Source organism: Pedobacter gandavensis (genome assembly GCF_032678465.1).
GTDB classification, from domain to species: domain Bacteria; phylum Bacteroidota; class Bacteroidia; order Sphingobacteriales; family Sphingobacteriaceae; genus Pedobacter; species Pedobacter gandavensis_B.
The window spans coordinates 119,784-139,188 of the sequence record NZ_JAVTSK010000008.1 but is presented as its reverse complement, the minus strand read 5'-3'; the positions used below and the strand labels follow the sequence as shown (position 1 = coordinate 139,188).

Sequence of the window (19,405 nt, the reverse complement as noted above, 5' to 3'; positions counted from 1 at the left end):
ATTGCAAATATGCTTAAAATGTATAACATTTTTGGGACACAAAGGTATAAGATATGCCAATACCTACAAACATATAAGTATCTCTTTTTCTTAAGTCTCCTCTTTGGGTCCCGTATAGATTACTAACTGATCCTGAAGGGTCAGGACGGAAACCTGAGAGGTATTCACGAACCGGCCTCAGCTCCATTGGATCATTCGCTGTATAATCTGCAGCAGGGTATCTGCCACTCACATCATCCAGCTGATCCGTAAAAGCCGTCCGATAACCAATCTGGGAGAATAAACCCCAGTTGTCCTTTAACCTAACCTTAAATCCTACGCCATAAGGCACAGCAAGTGCCGAATTCCGGTAGGCTTCCTTTTGTCCCTCCGTACGATAAAACCGAAGCTGGTATTCCCGGGCTTCGGTGTCGCTACCAATTTTATATTTTCCTATTGGATTAAACCAGATCCCAGCTACCCCGGCAAATATATAGGGTGTGAAATTCTTTGTTCCTCCACCTGCAAAGTACTCAAAAAAGTTAAAATCCACTTGTAAACTTACCTCATTTAAAGCAGTCTCGAAGTTAAGTCCTCTTTCCCTGAACTGCGCATTACTGGATTTCAAGTCGTCTGCTTTAATCTTTCCGTAGGTATAATGCAGACCAACAGCCCAGTATGGATCGAAATTCAATTTGACATTCGCTCCGGCAGACAAACCGCTTATTTTTAGTGGATTGGTTTGGTTCAGATCTCCCATATACCCGGCAGCTCCTCCAACAACACCTAATTCCAGGTTCTGGGCAAAGGCAGATGTTCCGAGGAAAAGCAGGACAAAAAAACAGAAAATTCGGCTGCGCTGCTGCATTTTAATAATTTCGGGTATCTATCCCCCAAAGTAGTTTATTTCTTAGCGTTTTCAAATAGCTTTCGTCATTTAACCTGATCAGATTGACATGAAAAGCTGCTTTGTTAAGGGTTAACTTCACCGAGCGGTCTACCGTTTCTGTTCTGGAATCACAAGAAACCAGGAATTTCGCACTTCTCGCTTCCACCTCAAAAGTCAGCGTTACATCATCAGGAATGATGACTGGCCTCACATTCAGGTTATGTGGCGCAATAGGTGTAATGACAAAATTCTGTGAGCTTGGGTAAATGATCGGGCCACCGCAGCTTAATGAATAAGCAGTGGAACCCGTAGGTGTTGCTATAATTAAGCCATCTGCCCAATAGGAATTGACAAACTCATCATTCATATAGGCATGGATGATCATCATCGCAGACTTATCTCTTCTATGGATGGTGATGTCATTTAAAGCGAAATTCTCTTCCCCAAACAATTCAAACTTAGAATCCAGGCTAAGCAAGGTTCTTTTATCCAGGGCATAAGCCTGATTGCGTAAAGCTTCAATCGCAACACGGATTTCATCTTTGTTGATACTGGCCAGAAAGCCCAATCTTCCGAAATTGATTCCGATCACTGGAATTCCAGAATCACGGATCAGCGACAAGGTATCTAGTAATGTACCATCGCCACCTAGGCTGATCAGCACATCAGTCTGACCTACCAATTCCATATGTGAACTAAAAGCCACAATGCCTTCTGGCAGCTTTATTTTGTCTTTAATAAAGTCAAGGTAATCTTTGTAAACAAGAATGGGTGTTTTCAACTCCCCCAGCACATTGAATACTTCCTGTACGTATGGTAGAACACTATTATTGAACTCTCTACCGTATATTGCAGTTCTCATTTATGAGGTTTATACGTTTAAATAATTCATGAATGAATTATATCTGTCTTCGGTACCATTATCTGAAATGGTGCTGTTAAACACAGCTTTTACCTGGTAATTATATCGCTCAAAGGAAGCGATAATTCCCGACAACTCAGTTTTATTGATCTTTAAAGTCACCTCTAATCTTGTAGAATCGGGAAAAGATTGCACATAAGAAGAAAGGATCTGCGCATTGTCTGCTTCTACTATTTGTGCCATATGGGAAAGGGAGTTATTGCGGTTACTGATTTCCAGCACAATAATCCCCCCTGGCTCTTTCACTGCGTAAATATCTGCGGTATAATCCAACAGATTATGAATGGAAATGAGCCCCAAATAGTTCTTTTTATAATCCAGCACTGGAATCACTGATAAATGCAACTGATGGAAAAGCCTGATGATATCGTAGATATGTGCATCTTCATACACAAAAGGGTTTAAAATAGACAAAGGCAAACTTCCGATTGCCTGAGTGGTATCCCTTACTTCTATCAACTCTTCCTCTGCGATTAATCCCAGAAACTGTGTTTCATTGACAATGGGTAAATGGTAGAGCTTGAACTCAGTCATCCTTTCCAAAGCTTTCTGAACCGGGTCAGATGTCTTTAGCGGGGGAATAGAATTCGATATGAGTTCAGCTGCAAACATTTTTATTTTAATAATATTCTATTCAAAAACTTCTCCAAATATTCATTAAATACTTCCGGACGTTCCATCATCGGTGCATGTCCACATTTATCTACCCAGTTTAACTCTGAATTCGGCAACAGTTCATGGAACTCTTCTGCCACTTCAGGAGGGGTAATCTTATCCTGTTTCCCCCAGATTAAGGAAACCGGGATCGTAATCCTCGACAGTTCCTTAGCCATGTTATGACGGATTGCAGATTTTGCTAAAGCCAAAATCCTGATCACTCTGGAACGGTCATTTACACTTTTATAAACCTCATCTACCAACTCGTCTGTTGCTGTTGCAGGATCATAAAAAGTAAACTGTACTTTTTCTTTAATATAATCACGGTTCTCTCTTTTCGGGAAAGATCCGCCAAAAGCATTTTCATATAAGCCCGAACTTCCGGTCAATACCAGTGCTTTTACGTATTCCTGATGAGCAGCGGTGAATACCAGCCCAACATGCCCTCCTAAGGAGTTACCGATTAAAACTACCTGACTAAGCTTCTTATATTTTAAAAATTTGTGAATATATTTTGATAAACTTTTTACACCTAAAGTAAGAATAGGCAATTCATAAATTGGCAGAATGGGTACAATAACGTGGTACTTTTCCTTGAAATAATCGATCGCTGGTTCCCAGTTGCTCAACTCTCCCATTAAACCATGAAGTAATACCAGGGGTTCTCCTTTTCCAGCTTCAATATATTTAAACCCGTCTTCTTCTATTACTTCGTATTTCATATTTTGTGTTAATAAGGTAATGCTACTAAGTTAGTGCAGTAAATTAAAATAAATGGATTTTAAGACATTAATTTTGAAAAAAGTTTAAACACATAAAAATCAAGCATAATCTATGCCAATTGCGTTTTAACGATTTCTGCGATCAGTTTACCATCTGCTTTACCTGCAAGTTCTTTATTGGCAAGGCCAATTACTTTACCCATTTCTTTCACTGAAGTCGCACCCGCATCCTTAATGATCTGAGCAATAATACTTTCGATTTCAGCCTGCTCCAATTGCTTAGGTAAAAACTTACTGATCACTTCAATTTCTTCTTCCTCGATCAGACTTAAATCTTCACGACCTTGTGATTTATAAATATCTGAAGACTCCTTGCGTTGTTTAACCAGCTTCTGAAGAATCTTCACTTCAGTTTCTTCTGTAATTTCTTCTGCAGAACCTTTTTCTGTTTTTGCCAATAAGATCGCTGCTTTAATTGCTCTTAAACCTCTTAATGCGGCCTGATCTTTAGCCAACATCGCTTTTTTTATTTCCTGATCTATAGTATTTGATATCATATGCTTGAGTTGAATTTTAATCTCTTTTAATAATGGCTCCTGTTGCCTGTGCGGTTGGCATAATCAACATATCGTTAATATTGACATGAGCCGGTCTGCTCACCACAAACCAGATGGCCTCTGCAATGTCGTTCGCCACTAATGGCTCCAAACCATCGTACACTTTTTTGGCGCGTCCTTCATCCCCTTTGAAACGAACCTTAGAAAACTCCGTTTCTACCATTCCAGGGTTGATGGCTGTTACTTTAATGCCATGAGGTAATAGATCTATGCGCATTCCTTTATTCAGGGCATCTACCGCATGCTTGGTCGCACAATATACGTTTCCATTCGGATAAACTTCTTTTCCTGCAATAGAACCAATATTTATGATGTGTCCGGATTTCCTGACAATCATCCAGTTAGATACAATTTTGGTCACATAAAGCAATCCCTTTACATTCGTATCAATCATGGTATCCCAGTCGGAAATACTTCCTTTATCAATGGGATCCAAACCCTGGCTTAATCCTGCATTATTGATCAATACATCCACCTGTTTCCAGGCAGCGGGCAATGTCTCCAGGGCATAGGAAAGATCGTCATGATTCCTGACATCTGCAACCAGTGTTTTAGTCTCAATTCCATATTTTGCCTCCAGGCGCTTCGCCCCTTCTTTCAACAACTCTTCTCTTCTTGCAACAAGAATCAAATGATAACCTTGTGCAGCAAATAAGTCAGCGCAGGCAGCTCCAATTCCCGAAGTTGCTCCTGTAATTAATGCATTTTTCATTGGTATATTGTTTTTTAATGCTAATAATTAAAAAATGGGTTTCTATTATAGGTCTTGCGCCTTTAAGCGAAGTTCATAGTCAGAACAAAACTAAAAAAAATCTGACAAATCACTCAAAAAACAAACTGAAGGTCACATGACGCAACATCAACTTGTCGATTGGATTGGAAAACACATGAGGCATTTCCCTTTTCATGACACTATCAAAAGAATAAGATAATTTCAATTCTGGCGACATCTTGAAGTATTCGAAATACAAATCCATCCCCAATCCTGCTTCATAAGAAAGGTAGTTTCTTTTGTTGTTCAAAAACATTTCCATGGGATTATCTACCTTGGTATTGTCGCTTTTTTTCCTGGAGGAAATGTCCATAGAATATTTAAGCCCTCCAATCATATAGGCTCTGAAATTGTTTCTTCTGTTCGACTTTATTTTCAGTCCTAAAGGAAATTCGACCAGGGTAGATTGCACTTTCTTTTCGACCTCCAGGAATTCCTGACCAGGACTGACCGGTATATTTTCAAAGCGGTAATTCAGCACCCGATCATTGAACACCAATATCGGTGTTAAACGCAGATCTACATTTTCTAACACCTTTTGATTGACCACAAAGCCAATTCCGAATCCTGGTGTTGGTTTTGCGGCAATAGCACTTAAACCTCTCGGCACATAATCCGGAAGATCTGCAATACCCCCAGGACTTTCCTTCCAATCTGTTTTCTTTAAAAGCTTATATTCAGAAGAAATATATTGAAAAGTAAAACCAAAATGCAGATCGGTATCGTCTATCCCTCCGCCCCAATTCTGCGCATTTGCGATACCCGCAACCAGCATGAAAAGAGAAAAAAGGAAAGATTTAATTTTCATCTGAATTCTTTAATTGGAAGATCGTAATTTTATACACAAGAACCTACGTTCAGGAATCACATTATTTTACACCAGTATAAATGGCACATACTCCAAACGTCAATCGGTTATCCTTTGCCTCTTTAAATCCAACCTTAGTCATCATTTGATTGAAAGCTTCCCCATCTGGAAATGCAGCCACCGATTCCGGCAGGTAGGTATAAGCCTGATTGTCCTTTGAAAAAATCTTTCCAAAAAGCGGAGTAATGTGGTTAAAATAAAAATTATACCCCTGCTTAATAGGGAATTTTCTTGGTTTCGAGAATTCAAGGATCACGATTTTACCTCCTGGTTTTAATACCCGGTACATATCGGCTAATCCTTTTTCCAGATTTTCGTAATTTCTTACACCAAAGGCTACCGTTACTGCATCAAAGTGATTGTCTTCGAAATGTAAACCTTCAGAATCCCCCATCTGAACAGAGAAAATACTGCCCAAATTACGGTCTTTTATCTTTTTTCTGGCTACTTCCAACATGCCATCAGAAATATCTACGCCAATTACTTTTTCTGGTTTAAGAATTTTTATCGACTCAAAAGCAAAATCTCCGGTACCTGTTGCGACATCAAGAATCAGGCGCGGCTGTAGAGCTTTCAGTTCTGCAATCGCCTTTTTACGCCATAGAATGTCAATTCCGAGCGACATAAAGTGATTTAAAAAATCATAAGTTTCAGATATGTTATCAAACATAGAGGCTACTTGTTCCTTTTTAGTAGCGGTTGCAGACTGGTATGGTGTGATCTTTTCGTTCATGGTAAGGCGCAAAGATAAGTATTGTTGAAAACTAATTTTCTACCTTTGTCAAATGATTATAAAATCAGCAACATTTATTTGTAGTAATACAAAGGTTTCAGCTTTGCCTGTAGCCAATATGCCCGAGTATGCATTTATCGGACGTTCCAACGTAGGAAAGTCTTCATTGATCAATATGCTGGTTAACCAGCATGGTTTAGCAAAAACCTCCCAGAAGCCTGGTAAAACCCAGTTAATTAACCACTTTCTCATCAATGAGAAATGGTATATTGTAGATTTACCTGGATATGGTTATGCCAAGGTTTCTAAAAACAGCAGAGAGAGCTGGGAGAAATTCATCCGCAACTACATCACTAAGAGAGAAAGTCTGCAATGTGTTTTCGTTTTGATTGACAGCAGGTTGGAGCCTCAAAAAATCGATCTTGAGTTTTGCTGCTGGATGGGAGAAATACAGATTCCATTTGTATTGGCCTTCACTAAAGCGGATAAACAATCTGCTGGAAAAACAGAGAAGAACGTGGCCGCATTCAAAAAAGCATTAGGTGGATGGTTTGAAGAAATCCCTCCTTATTTCGTGACTTCCTCTGAGAAAAATCAGGGTAGAGAAGAAATTCTGGATTTTATTGAGCAAACCAATCTTGATTTTGCCATGCCAATTTTAACTCCTAAAGAAGATTAAACTGGTATTGCCAATATGAAGAAATACTTTTCCCTGGTCTTGTTTGCCCATTCCGTTTTCGCACTTCCTTTTGCAATGATCGGTTTTTTCCTGGGTGTAACCACGACCTCCAACCCTTTTAACTGGATGTTATTGGTGATGGTATTGCTGTGTATGGTTTTTGCCCGCAATGCGGCAATGGCCTTTAACAGGTACCTGGATAGAAATATTGATGCTAAAAATCCAAGAACACAAATGCGTGATATCCCTGCTGGAAGGGTATCAGCGAATGAAGCATTGATCTTTGTAATCGTCAACTGTATCCTTTTTATAGTGAGCACTGCATTCATCAACCCACTTTGTTTTTACTTATCACCGGTAGCTTTATTTGTGGTATTGTTCTATAGCTATACCAAAAGGTTTACAGCACTTTGCCATATGGTACTTGGTTTAGGGCTTTCATTGGCTCCCATTGGTGCTTATATTGCCGTAACCGGACAATTCGCAGTCATCCCTGTATTGTATTCCTTTGCCGTACTCTTTTGGGTAAGTGGATTTGACATCATTTATGCATTGCAGGATGAAGGTTTCGATCGTGATGAAAAATTACATTCGATTCCGGCGGCTTTGGGAATTAAAAACGCCTTGAAACTTTCCGAAGGACTTCATGTTCTTTCGGCCTTATGTGTCATCACACCAATTGTTTTAGCTCCGGATAACTTTAGCTGGTTTTATTATCTTGGTGTGGCCTTTTTCTGTGCCATGTTGATCTATCAGCATTTACTGGTAAAACCAAACGATATTAGCAAAGTTGACAAAGCTTTCATGACCACCAACGGTTTTGCTTCTGTAATTTTTGCAGCCTGCTTTCTTGCGGATACCTTAATGAGGACCTTGTTCTATTAATTATACCAGATATTTACAAAAGCCTTTTTTCGAGCCTTGCTGGAAAAAAGGCTTTTTTGCTTAAGCTTCTTTTTATCCTGTGTTCAGTATATTTGCCTTAGTAATTTTAAAAAACTATGATCAATCTTAATATACCGGCAAAACAAAGAACTTATATCCCGCAACAACTAGAGATGAAATGGGACAACCTGGCTCCTATTTTAGACGAACTTCTGCAACGTCCAATTGAAAATGTTCAGGAACTTGAAAAATGGTTGAAAGACAAAAGTGAACTGGAAGCTGCATTGGAAGAAGATTTTGCATGGAGATACATTCGCATGAGCTGTGATACCGCAAATGAGCAGCTAGTAGAAGCCTTTCAGTATTTCGCAACAGAAATCGAACCAAAGATCTCTCCAATTGCCAATCAACTGAACCAAAAATTCAATGACAGCCCATTCATCGACGAGCTGGATCAGCAGAAATATTTTGTTTACATCAGGGCGATCAGAAAAGCCATCGAAATCTACCGCGAAGAGAATGTGGAGCTACTGACTAAATTACAGGTTGCTCAACAGCGATATCAGGGAATTACCGGTGCCATGACGGTACAAATCAATGGCCAGGAATACACTTTGGAACAGGCTTCCAACTTCATTAAAGATACAGACAGAGCCATCAGACAGCAAGCATGGGAAACCATTCAGCAACGCCGTTTGGTAGACAAAGATGATTTAAACACCTTGTTCGATGAACTGTTAGTGATGCGCCATCAGGTGGCTTTAAATGCAGGTTTCGAAAATTACAGAGATTACATGTTCCAGGCCCTGGGCAGATTCGACTATACCCCAAAGGATTGCTATCACTTCCATGAAGCGATAGAAAAACAAGTGGTACCTATCTTAAAAGACCAGGCACATCAACGCGCTGAGGCTTTAGGTTTAGCAACCTTAAAACCATGGGATATGGAAGTGAGCACCAGCGGAAAACCGGCATTAAAGCCTTTCAAAAATGGCACTGAACTCATTGATAAAAGCATCGAGTGTTTTAATGCAATTGACCCTAAGCTGGGACAAATGCTCGCCACCATGAAGGCAAATAACCTCTTTGATGTGGAGAGCAGAAAAGGTAAAGCACCAGGGGGATACAATTATCCATTAGCAGAAACTGGCGCACCATTCATTTTCATGAATTCTGCAGGTTCATTAAGAGACCTGACCACTATGGTTCATGAAGGAGGACATGCGATCCATACCTTTATGACCGCCAGACTGGAACTGAATGATTTCAAACATTGCCCTTCTGAAGTTGCGGAATTAGCTTCTATGAGTATGGAGCTGATTTCTATGGATTACTGGAATGTGTATTTCGACAATGAAGAAGATTTATTACGCGCAAAAAAGGAACAACTGGCGGATGTACTGAAAACCCTTCCATGGGTGGCGGTGATCGATCAGTTCCAACATTGGATTTATACCAATCCAGGTCATCATGCAGCAGATAGAGAGGAAACCTTCAAACAGATTTATACACGTTTTGGAGCAGGTTTTGCAAACTGGGAAGGCCAGGAAGCGGAATTTGGTAACCTATGGCAAAAACAATTACATTTATTTGAAGTTCCTTTCTATTACATAGAATATGCAATTGCACAATTGGGTGCCATTGCCATCTGGAAAAATTACAAGGAGAATCCACAAAAAGCATTGGAGCAATATCTCGCTGCATTGTCGCTGGGTTATACCAAACCAATCAACGAAATTTATGAGACTGCAGGCATTAAATTTGATTTCAGTCTGAGCTATATTCAGGAACTGGCTTCCTTTGTAAAAGACGAATTACAGAAATTAGGTTAATTGTTTAGAAGTAATTTATAAGTTTGGATCATACAAACTAAACTAACCACCATTCAATGTTTGAAAAACTCTTCAGAAAGAAGTCAATATCCAAGATATTAGAAGATGCAGCAAAGGGCCATGGCGATCATGGTGATGCCTTGCAAAAAACCTTAGGCGTAAGAGACCTGACGGCCTTTGGGATAGCGGCCATTATCGGCGCTGGTATCTTCAGTACCATTGGTAAAGCAAGTGCGGATGGCGGTCCGGCGGTCATATTTTTATTCATATTCACGGCCATTGCCTGTAGTTTTGCGGCTTTTGCTTATGCCGAATTTGCTTCTATGGTGCCCGTTTCAGGCAGCGCCTATACCTATTCTTATGTTGCCTTTGGCGAATTGGTGGCCTGGATCATCGGCTGGTCGCTGATCATGGAATACTCAATAGGGAACATTACCGTTGCCATTTCCTGGTCTGATTACTTTACAGGACTCCTCTCCTCCATTAATATCCCCGCCCTGGGCATCAAAGGGATTCATGTGCCTGATTGGGCTACTATGGACTACCTTTCCGCTTATAACGGGCATAAACATGCAGAAGCATTGGTTAACGCAGGAAAATCTTTTGCAAACCTGGATGAAGCGACTAAACTCGCCAACAATGCCTGGATTACCGCTCCAAAAATCGGCAATTTTCACATTGTAGCAGACCTTCCGGCATTGGGGATCATCATCCTCATTACCTGGCTGATCTACAGAGGAATGAAAGAATCCAGAAATGCCAGCAACGCCATGGTTGTCGTTAAGCTTGCCGTCATTTTATTGGTGCTTTCCGTAGGTATATTTTATGTAGATACTGCCAACTGGGATCCTTTTGCTCCGAATGGAATATCAGGGGTACTAAAGGGGGTATCGGCAGTATTTTTTGCCTATATCGGTTTTGATGCCATCTCCACAACAGCTGAAGAATGTAAAAACCCGCAGCGGGACCTTCCAAGAGGAATGATGTGGGCCATCATCATCTGTACGATTTTATATGTTGCCATTGCCCTGGTGCTAACCGGAATTGTTAATTACAGTTTGTTAGCAGTTGGAGATCCTCTGGCCTTTGTATTTGACCACATCAACCTGAAGCTCATGAGCGGAATTATTGCGGTAAGTGCGGTATTTGCGATGGCCAGTGTACTCTTGGTTTTTCAAATGGGACAACCTAGAATCTGGATGAGCATGAGTCGTGACGGCTTATTACCTAAATCCTTTTCGAGGATTCATCCGGTTTATAAAACACCATCATTTGCCACAATTGTAGTAGGCTTTGTAGTGGCTATACCTTCCCTGTTTATGAACCTGACCATCGTAACAGATCTTTGTTCGATAGGTACCTTATTTGCGTTTGTACTCGTTTGTGCAGGTGTACTGGTACTCCAGAACAAGCCAAACATTCAGCGTGGTAAATTTAAAACTCCTTATGTCAACTCGAAGTATATTATCCCGCTTGCATTAATCGGCGGATTAATCTTCGGTTTCACGAGCTTTAAAGAGCAAACCAATGCCTTCATTTTCAATACGCCAAAGATCAATGAACCGGTTCAGTTCATCACTTCACTAAATGAAAGGGAGTTAGCCTCTGTAAAAGAACAAATAAAAAATGGCCCCCTTAAAGTGGCTCCAGGAGAAACGCTGGATGCAGCAGCTTACCTTAGCGAATTATCTGAAATCCAATACCAACAATTTGTAAATCAATCTGCGGTAAGTGTAGAGAAAAAGTATGAAGAAGGATGGGCTTTGTTTAAACACAAAATACCAATGTGGATCTTCTTCGCCATTTGCCTGGTGATCACTTATTTCTGTATCACAAAAAACCTATCATTGATTCCTGTTTTAGGACTGATCAGTTGTTTGTATATGATGTGTGAGCTTGGGATCTCCAATTGGATCGGTTTTGGCATTTGGCTTGCCGTTGGATTGGTATTGTACTTCCTTTATGGTTACAGACATAGTAAATTAGGTAAAGAAAGTCAGGTGATTTCTTAACCTTGCCAATTGAAGATATGAAAAAGGCTGCCTTTCCAGGCAGCCTTTTTTTTGACTAAAAAATTGTATCGTAGTAGCGCACTTAACTAATAATTAAGCAGACTGGACTGCGGTTTAACGCTGATTTTTTTTCTTTCCTGTTTTTGTCACCGCTTTGCTAGGCTATTGCTCAAGTGGTACAATAGCAAAATGACTGCATAAGAATAGCAAAACAGGAGCAAAACAGATAGCGAATTCCTGGCCTATTCTGAACAGCCAATGTTGATTGGATCGCATAGAAATCCAGAGGCAAATTGCTAAGCAAAAAAAAATCCTGATTGAATTTCCGCTTTTTTTGCAAAAATCCAATCAGGAAATATTAATTTCCAATATACATAATTATTTCCTTAAAAAATGAAACAGAAAAATATGAATTAATACAGACTCTAGATCTTGTTCACAGATTTCGTTATTTTTATTAAAAATAATTACGTATATTAGTTCAGGTATTTATACCAAATGAACTTGCCCTCCTATAATTATCCCTATAGTTGATTGGTCAGAAGGCCAACACCAAAGGCTCCTCCCCGGAGCCTTTTTTTATTTAAAAACTTTTATAATTCGGTTAATGAAGCCACGATTTTACCTTGTTTGATGACAACAGCAGGTTGATCAAAAGCGTCCAGAGATTTCAATGGATCGGCATTTAGAATCAATAAATCTGCTCTTTTTCCAACGCGCAACAGGCCTCTGTCTTTTAGACCAGTGACTAATGCCCCATTGATTGTGGCCGCTTCGATGACCTGTAATGGAGACAAACCACATTTGTTTTGCAATAATTTCATCTCATCGAGCAAAGGAACACTTTCATTTTTCGTTGGGTAAATCCAATCGGTTCCCGTCACGATTTTGAGCCCCAACTCATTTGCCCGGCGAGTAATCAGTGCGGCATTTGACATCTTATTATTCTCGGCATGAAAAACGGTTGGATCTAGAAACGTACCTCTTTTTTTCATTTCCAGGAGCATTTGATCACGGACATGATCATCCAGTTTCAATCCTTTATACAACTGCGCCCAGGCCGCACCGATTTCTATGGTATCACCTTTGATTTGCTGAAAAACCAGGTCATTGGCATGCGACATACTATTCACGTTAGACTGAGCTACATCCATAGGTTTCGAGGGAAAAATGGCCCCATGTGCCCAGGCCATTAGGCCTTGCTGATGTGCTTCATGAGTAATCTCTGCAATCAGCTCCTTGCTAAGGTCAGCATAAATTTTTATCCCAGTCACCCCAGCTTTCTTCGCATCCGCAATGGCAGGCTTTACATCCGCTTTGCTACTGATCGCCCGATACCAGGCTGTATTTCCCAAATCTACACCAGCATCACGCCCGTTACCCATCATTCTAAAATAACCCGGGCCAGCGAATTGAGCAGCATAGAATATTTCCGGACCAGCCACTTCTCCTTTCTGCACCCTACTTTTACTTTCTGCTAAAAATGGGGAGTTGCCAGCCATGTCTCTTACCGTAGTAATGCCATGGACCAGGAGGTTTCCCATAATACTATCAGTCAGAAGATGTGCAGCCTTAAGATCTTTTAAGTCGCCGGTACCCAAATGCACGTGTGAGTCCATCAAACCCGGAGTGATAAATTTACCGGTACAATCGATCACTTTAGCCTCGGTTCCCAGACTTTTCAGTGGACTATAAACGATGGACTTCAGAAGTCCATTTTCAATCAGTACTGATCCAACACGTGGTTTCACTTTTGAATCTCCGTCAATAATTGTTGCATTTTTCAATAAGATGCGATTCGGATTTTGGGCATATAATGCAGCTTGCCACAACAATAGTGACATCAATAATTTTAATTTATTCATTTGATTTTTTTTATGAATGCCAGTCTTTACTTACTTTATGAATTTTTCCAGTGCTTTTTCTAGTTCAGCACCTCTGAGATGTGTTGCGATGATTTTCCCCTGTGGATCAATGAGAAAATTTGAAGGGATTGCTTTAACTTCATACAAGCCAGCCACATTGCTATTTCTATCGTTTATCACTTGTACCCAGGGCATGCCATCTTCTTTAACGGCTTTTCTCCAGTCCGCCTCCTTCGAATCCAGAGATACACCAAGAACGGTGAATCCTTTGGCCTTATAACCATCATAAGCCTTTACGACATTCGGATTTTCCTTGCGACAAGGGCCACACCAGCTGGCCCAGAAATCAAGCAACAGGTATTTACCTCTAAAATCATTCAGGCTCACAGCTTTTCCATCCAGATCTTTCAACTCAAAATCCGGAGCCTTCTGCCCTATGGCGATAGAGTTCAGGCGGTTAATTTTCTGCTGAATCTGTTTCAGGTAATAGCAGTTTCGGATAGAAGGATCAAACTGTTTCAGGAAAGCTTCCATTACCGGGACATCATCGGTAGAAATCGTATACAGGCTGGCCATCACCGCCACAGGCATACTTTTTGGATGTTTTGGAATGAGCGCCCTGATTTCTTCCTCTTTCTGCCTGAACAACTTGTCCAGTTCTTTACCCGCAGCGGATAATTTTTCCTTATTTTCTGGTGTCTGTGCGACAGTATTATACAAATGAAATGCTTCATTATAAGGCTTAGAGGCTGCTTCGATGGCCATATTTGCTGCCAGACCTTTATACAATTTATCGTATGTTTCATTACATGGGGAGCCTTTGACAGAAGAGATTGACATATTCTTCTCTTTAACCGAAGCCTCAACCTGAACTTGAGTTCCACAAACAAAGAAGGAAATAACCGGAATGTTCATCGATGGGCCTAGTGGGCCCAGAGAAGGAGCATACAAATAATAATAACGCATATCACCAATCTCCATATCGGCAATAATCTTAAATTTCCCCTCCCTGGTCTGCGTCTTTTCAATGACACGCTGATCCACATTCAACAACATCAGCTCCTGATTTCCCAAACCCTTTATCTCTCCCTCTATACTTACCTTTTTAACCTGTGCTTTAGCTGCTACAGCTAAAAGAAGACACAATCCTATCCATAATTTTCTCATAATTTCTCCAGATCAGCAATTTCTACCTGCTGTTTAATGATAATTCCTTGTTTGTTTAATAAGAAAGTGCCAGGCAAACTCTTCACCTGGTAATCGGCTACAAAACGTCCCTTCATGGCATTGTCACTCAGCAATTGTATCCATGGGATTTGATCCGCCTGTACCGCGTTTTTCCAGGCAGTTTGGTTTTCATCCACCGAAATGGAAACAAACTCGATTCCTTTCTTTTTTAATCTTGCATATACCGGAGCAAGTTTGCGGTTGGCCACCCTACAGGGGGTACACCAGGAAGCCCAGACATCAATCAGTAGGTATTCATTTTTTTGTAAAATATCCGCCAATGATACAGAATCGCCCTTTATGGAAGGAAGTGTAAAGCCGGCGGCTTTTTTCCCTGTCATTTGCAGCGCCTTGTGTTCGGCCAGTTTTGCAGCCAATTCCTGATAGGTATGAGAAGCCCAGGTCTGGTTTTGAAAAAGAGAGGTTAAGATTTGTAATGCTTCCGGCGACCAGGCAAAGGCATAACTGCTGGCCATATAGGCACCAGCTGCATTTTTGCTATTTTCTTTTACAAAACGTAATCTTTCCTCAGCAACTTTTTCCGCTATAATCTTAATTCTTTTCTCCAGGAGGATCTTCTTTTCCATATCCGTTTCCTGCCCATATTGATTCCCTAAATCCTGCCACTCTTTTTCATCGGGCGCTAAAGATGCACGGTGCAGTTGTAACATCCTTTCCAATTTCCCAGCCTTGACCGCAACGTTCTCTCCGTTAAAACTGATCGAGGCATCAGCGCCATCCAGTAAAACACTGGTACTCGCATAAGGCTTTCTTGTGCTTAGGGAATAGCTAGCGGGTAAACTATCTGCGATCACCAGTTCTTGTATTCCCTCCTTTAGCCGCAAAGTATCCATCAGTTTTCTTATCGGCCATTCCCTGTAAACGCTCAGTTTAACATTGTTAAACTTTGGGGAAGCATTAATGTATAATTTTGTATGGCCCATCTTACGATGTTGTGCAAGAGAAGGCAGGGCCATGCTGATCAAAAGCATGGCCAAACTTAGTTTCTTCATCATATTATTGTGGTTAATTCATCTCCTTATAAGCAATATCTACGATCGTATCGAAGCCATCATTCCTAGTGGCATACCTTCCTGTCTTTAATGCACCAGTTGCAGATAAATCGAACGTATAAAATATACCTTCGCTTCCTTTATTTACCGCAACTACCAGGCGGTTGTTTACGAATGGATTTTTGGCTTCAGTAAGTGACATTCCTTCCCTAAACATCTGAAATGCGGCAATTTGCTCTCCGGCAGGGAAAGTATAAAGTGCCAGTGAAGATTTATTTTCACCTATTTTATACAAATACAGGGTATTATCTATGACATAATAAAGTAATGGTAATTTCCCTGAAAGGGCATAGAACGAAGGATTTGCGTTTGCAGGGATGTCCAGTTTCAGCATAGCAGTTGCAGGATATACATCCAGTGCATTGTCCAGTTCCATCGTATATAAATGATGTTCGCCTTTGACATTTTTGCCAACTACATAGGTTTTACTACTTGCACCTAAGGCGGCAAATTTAATTTCATCTGTAAAATTGTTCATGTTAAATGGAGCATTTACAGGTTTAGCCTGGAAAGGCAGCAACTGGTTTGTACCGTAAGGCTGATAAATGAATCCTTTAGACAGTTCATCATAGAAAACGGCTGGTACCGGATAGCCGGATCCTACAGGTAGAATGAATTTTGAAGCTTTATAATTCCCTGTCATAGGCAGATCAAAACCGGATGGATAATTCAAATCAGGTTTACCTTCAGACTTATACAGCAATCCCTCATCATCCCACATAAAAAAATTCATGAAATACATATCCGCAGCAAAATGGGTGATTTTTGGACTTAGGCCCGACAAAAAAGCGGTATTTTCATCATTGTGTACCTCAAAAGTATTGCGATCGAGGAACAACAGTTTTGATGGATTTGTTTGAATGACTATAGGCTGATTTTCCGCATTATAAGTACTCAAACAGAATAATTTTTCAGGTCTGTTCGAGATCGGATACTGAGCAGATGGAAGGAGGAAATTCTTCAACACGTCGTTCTCTGAATTCACAATAGAGAGGTTTGCCTTATTGTCTTTCCAGCTCAACAACAACCAGCCTTCAGAGGTCAGTCTCTTTACGGTTAGTTTCATCTTTTTATACCCTTTAACACCCGTTTTAGTATCTGTAGACTCCGCAACCAATATATAGGCGCCTGTGGCCATATCAATCTTAAGTACTAAATCGGCGGTATTACTCACCACTACCCTTCCCGTATCTAAATCCTTATTGGCTCCATAATAATACCACTGGTAACTTAAATCACCATCCCCCTTACTTTGCTCGACCTTGGCACTGAGCTTCAATACATCATCTATATTTACTAAATAACTATCCTTCAGATCGCCATTTATGTTGAGATTGTTTACTTTGCCCGGAGCATAATCCTCCAGGTTTTTCTTTAAGCAGGAACTGAGCACCATCAGCAATAGCAATGCTATGCAATAACTGGTTTTATATATTTTATTCATGTTGAACCTTTTTAAAAAGTGATTAAATTTCCATTCTCATCTTTCAATTTTTCAGGATGAGCTGCATTGTATTTGTTGAGTGCTGTTCTCAACTTTGATCTGTTGCTACTCATTACAGAGGGCTGAAGATTACTTGGAAAGCTTGTTTTAGCCAATACGTCGATAATAAACCGATACCTGACTTCAGTATAAGGACCGAAATATGGAGCGATAAAGGTATCCCAATTGGACTCTTTAATGGCAATATCCTTCGCCAGAAAATTAATAGCAAGCAAACTCATCACTGATTGATTAGAACTGAAACTAGTGGTATCCGCTTTTGGTCCAAGTTCAAAATGTTCATTCGATTTTAAAAGATAACTAAAAGACACTTCCCTTTTTGTCATATTTAGGCTGCGTTTGATCACTAACCGAAGACTTTTTTTATACTCGCCGGCTGGGATCACCGGGTCCTTATCCAACCATTCAAAGTCTACTCCTTCTACACCATTACCTACATTTTCAGTCCGCTCAAAACTGAATGGCCTCGGGCTACTGGAGGCAGGGCCACTTACTTGAAATGTTAAGGCCAGTGTATCTGTTTTCTTACTGCTGTTTTGTGGCAGGTAATCTACCCTTAGGTTTCCAGGGCTTGCCAATGGAAACAGGCTGTAGAATGCTTGTTTTTCTAACCTTAGATAGATTCTTGGCTTTTCAGTATATTGTTGCAGCTGTTCTTTTTTACAGGCTGCAAATAATCCACATACGATTAATATGAATAGTAATTTCTTCATTTTCAATTCAATTAATTATTAAAAATTAACTCATCTTCAGGCACAGGCAATACATATACCTTACTATTGGCCACTACAGTACTCCCTGGGATGCTGGTAAATTTGTTCCTTTTATAGTAATAGAATAGTTGTCCTTCGCTAAAAAACTCTTTTTGATATTCTTTGGTCAAAGCCAATTGTAAATCAGCTTTGTTATTGATGCCAATCAAGGGATCGAGGCCACGGTGACTCAGCACCTCATTGAGCAGGTCTGCTGATTCATTGATATCAGGCGAAGTTTCCGCAGCGATGTAATAGATTTCACTCAGCCGAACGATGGGCACTACATTTTTTGGCCAGACGCAAAAGCCAGGGCGCTCATCCAATTGCAGAAACTTAGTACTGATTAACTTTCCTGCTAATGTTGACCATAGGTATTGTCGCCTGTAATCTGTACTGGAATTTTCAAATAAAGCTTCGATGACCGGGTTGTCATTATTGAGTGAAACCTCTTCATAAGTTGTAGGATTCGAATTAAAATAATCATCCGTATACTTTTTCATGTTATTAATCTGCAGGGCAAACAATTGCTCATTTCTAAACGTCCGATCACGGCAAACTCCATCTTCACTGATATCCTTACTGGTTACAAAGCTGAATTTCCCGGAGCCGATTACTTTTTTCGCGTAAGCATAGGCTTCATTAGGTTGATTATTGTATTGATAAACCCTTGCTAAAGTACCCTGTACCGCCAGATAATTCATTCTAAATTTTCTGTTGGCTACACTAAAATCTGTGTAATCATTAGCTGCTCCGGATACTATGGGATCCTTCTCCAACAAAGACTCCGCTTCCAGAAGATCCTTAATGATCAATTTTACCACTTCATTTGCGGGTAATAAGGGTTGTGCTTCTCTAGTCAGTACGGTACGATAAGGGATGGATTTTGCAGTTGAATTGTCCATCATTGGACCATACATCCGTAATAGATCAAAATGAAGAAAAGCCCTGATTCCTAAAGCTTCCCCTTTAATCAGGTTATAATTATTACCGGTAAATACAGACTTCTTCGCGTCCATGTTGCTGAGTATATTATTGGCATTGGCAATGCCATTATAGGCGGAAAGCCATATGGTACGAATGGTCGTTTTTACAGGCAATGATTTACCATTATCGCTATTATCTGTTTCATAATTATAATGGATCGCATTCCAGTAAGGACTGGTTCTGGTCTCTCCTTTATAGCGCTGGGCCAACAGATCCAAAAATGACATCGTTAAATTATCGCCATAAAGTTCCCTTCTGGCCATCAGGGTATAAACACCCGACAAGGCATCAATAAATCCTCTTTCTTTTTCAAAAAGGAATTCTTCTTTAATTTGTGACTTAGGCCTTACGTCCAGGTATTTTTTACAGGAGTAGCAGCAGCCTATGATCAAGAGAAATAATAGGATATAATGTTTTTTCATGACTTTAA

At 40.2% G+C, this 19,405-nt stretch carries 18 protein-coding genes; 4 read left to right on the top strand and 14 right to left on the bottom strand.

The genetic code is table 11. The features are described from left to right. Positions 1–13: 13 nt before the first annotated feature. The 8 genes from R2Q94_RS15730 to ubiE form a co-directional block, all read right to left on the bottom strand. Complete coding sequence (locus R2Q94_RS15730) at positions 14–847, bottom strand: DUF6089 family protein (protein WP_316822418.1); 834 nt, start codon at positions 845–847, stop codon at positions 14–16. A gap of 1 nt (position 848) precedes the next feature. Next, complete coding sequence (locus R2Q94_RS15725; RefSeq protein WP_316822417.1) at positions 849–1,730, bottom strand: NAD kinase; 882 nt, start codon at positions 1,728–1,730, stop codon at positions 849–851. Positions 1,731–1,739: 9 nt separating this feature from the next. Beyond that, on the bottom strand, positions 1,740–2,402 hold the full coding sequence (locus R2Q94_RS15720; protein WP_316822416.1) for a CBS domain-containing protein: 663 nt from the start codon (positions 2,400–2,402) through the stop codon (positions 1,740–1,742). 2 nt (positions 2,403–2,404) lie between these two features. Next, positions 2,405–3,169: an alpha/beta hydrolase gene (locus R2Q94_RS15715; protein ID WP_316822415.1), complete on the bottom strand. Its 765-nt coding sequence runs from the start codon at positions 3,167–3,169 to the stop codon at positions 2,405–2,407. 110 nt (positions 3,170–3,279) lie between these two features. Further along, positions 3,280–3,726 carry a GatB/YqeY domain-containing protein gene (locus R2Q94_RS15710; RefSeq protein WP_316822414.1) on the bottom strand — a complete coding sequence of 149 codons (447 nt, stop codon included), beginning with the start codon at positions 3,724–3,726 and terminating at the stop codon, positions 3,280–3,282. A gap of 16 nt (positions 3,727–3,742) precedes the next feature. Next, complete coding sequence (locus R2Q94_RS15705) at positions 3,743–4,498, bottom strand: SDR family NAD(P)-dependent oxidoreductase (protein ID WP_316822413.1); 756 nt, start codon at positions 4,496–4,498, stop codon at positions 3,743–3,745. A 109-nt stretch (positions 4,499–4,607) separates the two neighbouring features. Beyond that, positions 4,608–5,366, bottom strand: a complete 759-nt coding sequence (locus R2Q94_RS15700) for an outer membrane beta-barrel protein (protein ID WP_316822412.1) — start codon at positions 5,364–5,366, stop codon at positions 4,608–4,610. 61 nt (positions 5,367–5,427) lie between these two features. Further along, positions 5,428–6,159 carry a bifunctional demethylmenaquinone methyltransferase/2-methoxy-6-polyprenyl-1,4-benzoquinol methylase UbiE gene (gene ubiE, locus R2Q94_RS15695; protein ID WP_316822411.1) on the bottom strand — a complete coding sequence of 244 codons (732 nt, stop codon included), beginning with the start codon at positions 6,157–6,159 and terminating at the stop codon, positions 5,428–5,430. 52 nt (positions 6,160–6,211) lie between these two features. Here ubiE and yihA point away from each other — a divergent pair, with 52 nt between their 5' ends. From yihA to R2Q94_RS15675, 4 genes are all read left to right on the top strand, one after another. Continuing rightward, positions 6,212–6,838 carry a ribosome biogenesis GTP-binding protein YihA/YsxC gene (yihA, locus tag R2Q94_RS15690; RefSeq protein WP_316822410.1) on the top strand — a complete coding sequence of 209 codons (627 nt, stop codon included), beginning with the start codon at positions 6,212–6,214 and terminating at the stop codon, positions 6,836–6,838. A 15-nt stretch (positions 6,839–6,853) separates the two neighbouring features. Further along, positions 6,854–7,723 (top strand): UbiA-like polyprenyltransferase, encoded by an 870-nt coding sequence (locus tag R2Q94_RS15685; RefSeq protein WP_316822409.1) that lies wholly within the window; start codon positions 6,854–6,856, stop codon positions 7,721–7,723. Positions 7,724–7,839: 116 nt separating this feature from the next. Next, positions 7,840–9,555 (top strand): M3 family oligoendopeptidase, encoded by a 1,716-nt coding sequence (locus R2Q94_RS15680; protein ID WP_316822408.1) that lies wholly within the window; start codon positions 7,840–7,842, stop codon positions 9,553–9,555. A 56-nt stretch (positions 9,556–9,611) separates the two neighbouring features. Then, positions 9,612–11,567 (top strand): amino acid permease, encoded by a 1,956-nt coding sequence (locus R2Q94_RS15675; RefSeq protein ID WP_316822407.1) that lies wholly within the window; start codon positions 9,612–9,614, stop codon positions 11,565–11,567. A gap of 593 nt (positions 11,568–12,160) precedes the next feature. Here the strand turns inward: R2Q94_RS15675 and R2Q94_RS15670 are convergent. From R2Q94_RS15670 to R2Q94_RS15645, 6 genes are read right to left on the bottom strand one after another with little or no spacing between them, the layout of a single operon-like run. Then, positions 12,161–13,432, bottom strand: a complete 1,272-nt coding sequence (locus R2Q94_RS15670) for an amidohydrolase family protein (protein ID WP_316822406.1) — start codon at positions 13,430–13,432, stop codon at positions 12,161–12,163. 30 nt (positions 13,433–13,462) lie between these two features. Beyond that, on the bottom strand, positions 13,463–14,599 hold the full coding sequence (locus tag R2Q94_RS15665) for a TlpA disulfide reductase family protein (protein WP_316822405.1): 1,137 nt from the start codon (positions 14,597–14,599) through the stop codon (positions 13,463–13,465). Continuing rightward, positions 14,596–15,675 (bottom strand): TlpA disulfide reductase family protein, encoded by a 1,080-nt coding sequence (locus R2Q94_RS15660; RefSeq protein ID WP_316822404.1) that lies wholly within the window; start codon positions 15,673–15,675, stop codon positions 14,596–14,598. Before R2Q94_RS15660 ends, R2Q94_RS15665 begins: the two co-directional genes overlap by 4 nt. A 10-nt stretch (positions 15,676–15,685) precedes the next feature. Continuing rightward, a complete protein-coding gene (locus R2Q94_RS15655; RefSeq protein ID WP_316822403.1) occupies positions 15,686–17,176 on the bottom strand; it encodes a PKD-like family lipoprotein in 1,491 nt (496 codons plus the stop codon). Positions 17,177–17,187: 11 nt separating this feature from the next. Then, positions 17,188–17,949, bottom strand: coding sequence for a DUF4843 domain-containing protein (locus R2Q94_RS15650; RefSeq protein WP_316822402.1), 762 nt, complete (start codon positions 17,947–17,949; stop codon positions 17,188–17,190). Between the two features lie 11 nt (positions 17,950–17,960). Continuing rightward, positions 17,961–19,397, bottom strand: coding sequence for a RagB/SusD family nutrient uptake outer membrane protein (locus tag R2Q94_RS15645; RefSeq protein ID WP_316822401.1), 1,437 nt, complete (start codon positions 19,395–19,397; stop codon positions 17,961–17,963). Between the last annotated feature and the right edge of the window lie 8 nt (positions 19,398–19,405).